The following is a 4270-nucleotide window of genomic DNA, read 5'->3' as shown; positions in this document are numbered from 1 at the left end:
GTCCGTCAGTGCTGCGGCACCACTCTCCAAGGTTTTCGTGTTCGACCTGAGCAGATCGAGAAGCGTCGCCTGTTCTGAAGAATCACGCCAGGCACCGCCAATTTCGTTGGCGACACTGAACCATCTGCGGCGTTCGCGCGAAACGCCTATCTCCTCGATCCAGGATGCGGTGGCGAGCGATCGCTCATCGTCCGTCGTTTGGACATTCGTCTCAATGGCCTGACTGTAGGTGCGAAGATGCTCGTTGATGAAATGCTCGGCACCCGCCACCTTTCGAAAGTATGCACAGACCTCCGCGGCGTCGTCAGCGTCGAATTTTGACAACGCCTCCATCAGGTTTTCGACAGTGGTCGGCCTGGTCAGAAGGCCGACGCCGAGGTTCATTCGCCGCCATGCCTCCATGTTTGCCGTGTCGAGCAAACCGGCGAAACCACGAGCGTCGCAGACCACGACCGAGCATCCCACTGCTGCGGCTTCGATGGCCATCCGGGCGGTTGCGAACACGATATCGTATTGCAGCAGATCCTTTTCGAGTTGATGTGAAAACCGGCCCGTGGCGGGTCCCAACTCATCCAATTGCATATTGCTCCTGGCGCAGGCTTCGCGCACCGCTTGCTGATGCTCGAAATTCTTGGTCAGCAGAAGCCCCTTCAAAGGCTTCGATGGCAGGGGCGGACGCTGTTTGAAGCGTTCAAGGTCAATTGCATTGTAGATGAGGTCCAATCTGTCCGCCGGCACACCCCGCGACAGGCATTTGGCCTTGCACGCTTCGTCGACCGCGATCCAGCGGCGTATCTGCGGATGAAGCATCGGGGCTTCGACCTCGAAGAAAGCGCTGTGGCAGGAAAACACCGCTGGTACATCGGGAAAACGCGCCAGCGCGGTCAGGCAAGGCGTCAAATGCTGTGCGTGAATTATGTCGGGCTTTTCGACGATCTCGGCAATTCGGTCCACCACATGGTGTCCGCGCAGGCGCATTCGATCGGCCATCTCGCCAAGCGTTGGAGCCAGCAACATGGTTTGATGACCGCAGCGGCGAAGCCCGTCGGCCAGCAATTCAACAACGGCTTCGGTACCGCTATTGTACGACACGAACAGATTGGTGATGAGAACCCGCAAATGCCGCCTCCTTAGCTGTTTCACAACCTCCGCATTGGCGGCGAGGATAACAGATGCTAGGCAGCGTTCTTAGTTTGAAGGCATCGGCCAAACAAGTTGCACAAAGATGGCCGGGGCCAACTCGATGTGGGAAACCCTTCGATGCCTGCCGCCTTGATGCGGTCTAAGGCGGATGTATGCCGAAACCTGGATTGGAGCCGTTTTTTGCCTGAAAAGTTGCAACATGTGCTGATCCTTGCCCATCCGGGGCATGAGCTCAGGATCCATCACTGGCTTGAGCTCAAGAAACCGCGAATCTACCTTTTGACGGACGGTTCAGGCGGACGCCATTCTTCCCGAACCCAATATTCACGCGACTTGGTAGAAGCTGCCGGCGCGACCGCAGGCGCGGTGTTCGGCGATATTCCCGACGCCATCTGGTATAAAGCGCTGTTGGCCAGGGATAGTGGCGTCTTTGCCGATGTGCTGACGAGAATCAGCGCCGATCTGTCTCACATGCATGAGGTGCAAATCGTCTCGGACGCGGTCGATGGCTACAATCCGATGCATGATCTGGCCTTTGCATTCGGCAATGCCCTCAAAAGGCGTCTGCAAGGCACGAAGCCGGGCCGCAAGCAGCTTTGCTCCGCCGCGGTTCCCAACGTGCCGGGAGCTGTCGAAGTGGAAATCCAACTGGATTCGGCTGCTCGCGCCAGAAAGATGGCTGCGGTCCAAGCCTATACGCCATTGGCCGATGAAGCCCGCCAGATTTTGGAACGGGATCCGCAATGCTTTGACCGAGAACTTCTCATCTCGCAGCAGTTTGACTGGGATGCGCCCTGGACGCCCGAATGGGAGCGCATTGGCAAAGACCGCGTGGCCAAGAAGATCTACGACAGGTGCATCACCTTTAAGGAAAATGTGCAGCCGGTTGCGCAGCAACTGATGTCGGAAAGCACCCGAGAGCACGCGTCGCGGGAAGTCGAGCTTCTGCCTTCCGGCGCCTAGGCGCTGGACCTCGACCACTATCTGCGCTGATCTGAAAACAATGGTGAGCGCGATGGGATTCGAACCCATGACCTACTGATTAAAAGTCAGTTGCTCTACCGGCTGAGCTACGCGCTCCCGCGGGCTCGAAACGCTGCCCTCGAAATTGCGCGGAACATAGGGAGAGTGCCTCGACCGGTCAACCGGAAAAAGAGCATGGGCAAGCCAAGCTTTCCCGGCACTGCGATGTTGTCTGCCTGGCCGCTTCGAGCAGGGCATCAAGGGCCGTCCGGAGCAGCCGAACGAATGGGCTCCAGGCCATCGTCAAGCCAGAGAAACATTATAAATCAGCAGCTTGATATTTTAACGCGGAACTATTGCCGGGCTCGCCCGTTCTCCCAGCACAAGGGACGTCAATCACCCTTTCGAAGGAGAAGAACAGTGAACAAGATCGTATCGGGTATACTGGCGACCACTTTGTCAGTTTCGTTTGCCGCGGCTGCCATGCCGGCTAATGCGGCTCAGATGTTCGTGCCACAGGCATCGGACTCGTCGTCGAATATTCTGAATGTCGGAGAGTCCCGCTACGGCCCTTCGCAGTGGCGTCATAACCGACATTTCAACCGCAACTTCAGCAACCGCGATTTCGGCAACCGTCGCAACTTTGCCCGAAACAACGACGGCGGCGTCTATTGGAATGGTCATCGCGGCTACCGCGAATACCATCGCGGCTATCGTCGCCATGGCGACAACTGGTTCCCGCTGGCTGCCTTCGCCACCGGCGCCCTGATCACCGGCGCGATCATCAACAGCGAGAACAACCGCGTCTATGAAGGCAACTCGCATGTGCAGTGGTGCTATGACCACTATCGCAGCTACCGCGCTTCGGACAACACCTTCCAGCCAAACTACGGTCCTCGCCGGGAGTGCAGTTCGCCCTATTGATCACAGGTGACTACCAGTAACTGGTAGTGTCGCGTAGAAAGGTCCGTGCTATGGCGCGGGCCTTTTTAATTCGATCTATCGAAGTAGCATCAGCCTGCCCAGCTGATGCTCTTGATTATGTAATAACGCGCATCTGGTTCCCCATGCGGTGAGCGATATGCTCCGAGGGCGTCGCAAATTCGAACCGCCACAGCGCTAAGTTCCCACCCAAGCACTTCCAGGTCACCATCCGCATCCGTGACGTAAAGCTGGGTCAGTTCGTCGATGCTGTTCGTCTCGCCGAACGTTCGAACCAGCTTTGCGTCGATCATGACATCGTCGGGCCAATTTGAAACTGCCCAAGCCCAGAGCCAACTCTGTGACTTAGCGGTCGTGTGACCGGCAATCTGGACCTCCGCAGTCACTCTAACGTCCCCGTCTTTGGAAAACAGAAGCCTTCTGGTTGCTATGTCATAGTCGTAGCGAGACCAGTGGCCGATGCGGAAGTCTTTCTCCAAACGGTCATTCTTGACCTTCAGCTGTTCGATGGCTTCGTCGCGCCAAGCTGGATACCAGTCAGGCTTCATTCTCTCGCCCCAAGACCCTGATGATTTGCTTATGGCACACTCAGTGTCCTGTGCACAGCATCGCGCCAACCAGCCAGCTTGGTGGAGCGCGTCGGCGGGTCCATGTCCGGCTGGAAGCGCCGTTCGAGTGCCCAGCTTTTCGCAAACTTCCTGGCATCCGGCCAGACGCCGGCCCTCGAGCCGGCCAGCCAGGCGGCACCGAGTGCCGTCGTCTCCAGAATGGTCGGGCGATCGACCGGCGCATCGAGGATATCGGCCAGGCGCTGCATGGTCCAGTCCGACGCCACCATGCCGCCGTCGACGCGAAGCACTGTCTCGACCGACGCACCTTTCCAGTCCTTGTGCATGGCATCGAGCAGGTCCCGCGTCTGGTAGGCGACGGATTCCAGGGCAGCACGTGCAAACTCCGCCGGACCGGAATTGCGCGTGAGCCCGAAAATGGCGCCTCGAGCCTCGGCATCCCAATGCGGTGCGCCGAGCCCGACAAAGGCCGGCACCAGATAGACGTTCTGGGTCGGGTCAGCCTCGGCCGCCAGCTTGCCGCTGTGCTCGGCCTTGCCGATCACCTTGATGCCATCGCGCAGCCATTGCACGGCAGCCCCGGCAATGAAGATCGAACCTTCCAGCGCATAGGTCGTCTTGCCGTTCAGCCGGTAGGCAATGGTGGTTAGCAG

5 protein-coding genes and 1 tRNA gene are annotated in these 4270 nt (G+C 58.4%); 2 read left to right on the top strand and 4 right to left on the bottom strand.

What is annotated here, in order from left to right:
- Nucleotides 1-1119, bottom strand: a 1119-nt coding sequence (locus ACXJ7R_RS26040) for a glycosyltransferase (protein ID WP_457154338.1), incomplete at its 3' end; no start/stop codon positions are given.
- A gap of 141 nt (nt 1120-1260) precedes the next feature.
- Here ACXJ7R_RS26040 and ACXJ7R_RS26035 point away from each other — a divergent pair.
- On the top strand, nt 1261-2106 hold the full coding sequence (locus tag ACXJ7R_RS26035) for a hypothetical protein (protein ID WP_457154337.1): 846 nt from the start codon (nt 1261-1263) through the stop codon (nt 2104-2106).
- Between the two features lie 41 nt (nt 2107-2147).
- On the opposite strand, the gene ACXJ7R_RS26030 is transcribed toward ACXJ7R_RS26035, so the two are convergent.
- A tRNA-Lys gene (locus ACXJ7R_RS26030) sits at nt 2148-2223 on the bottom strand.
- Between the two features lie 303 nt (nt 2224-2526).
- On the opposite strand from ACXJ7R_RS26030, the gene ACXJ7R_RS26025 reads away from it, so the two are divergent.
- On the top strand, nt 2527-3030 hold the full coding sequence (locus ACXJ7R_RS26025; protein WP_457154336.1) for a BA14K family protein: 504 nt from the start codon (nt 2527-2529) through the stop codon (nt 3028-3030).
- Between the two features lie 89 nt (nt 3031-3119).
- On the opposite strand, the gene ACXJ7R_RS26020 is transcribed toward ACXJ7R_RS26025, so the two are convergent.
- Together ACXJ7R_RS26020 and ACXJ7R_RS26015 are read right to left on the bottom strand one after the other, a co-directional pair.
- Nucleotides 3120-3596, bottom strand: a complete 477-nt coding sequence (locus ACXJ7R_RS26020; protein WP_457154335.1) for a DUF6882 domain-containing protein — start codon at nt 3594-3596, stop codon at nt 3120-3122.
- A gap of 29 nt (nt 3597-3625) precedes the next feature.
- The coding region (locus ACXJ7R_RS26015) for an FGGY family carbohydrate kinase (RefSeq protein ID WP_457154334.1) at nt 3626-4270 on the bottom strand (645 nt) is incomplete at its 5' end.

Source organism: Mesorhizobium sp. P5_C1 (genome assembly GCF_054049815.1).
The sequence above is the reverse complement of the archived record's forward strand: the minus strand, read 5'-3'. Positions and strand labels throughout refer to the sequence as shown.

Excerpts from the sequence above, each read along its gene's own strand:
- ACXJ7R_RS26035 (WP_457154337.1), top strand. The coding sequence starts at position 1,261 with ATGCCTGCCGCCTTGATGCGGTCTAAGGCGGATGTATGCCGAAACCTG.
- ACXJ7R_RS26020 (WP_457154335.1), bottom strand. The coding sequence starts at position 3,596 with ATGAAGCCTGACTGGTATCCAGCTTGGCGCGACGAAGCCATCGAACAG.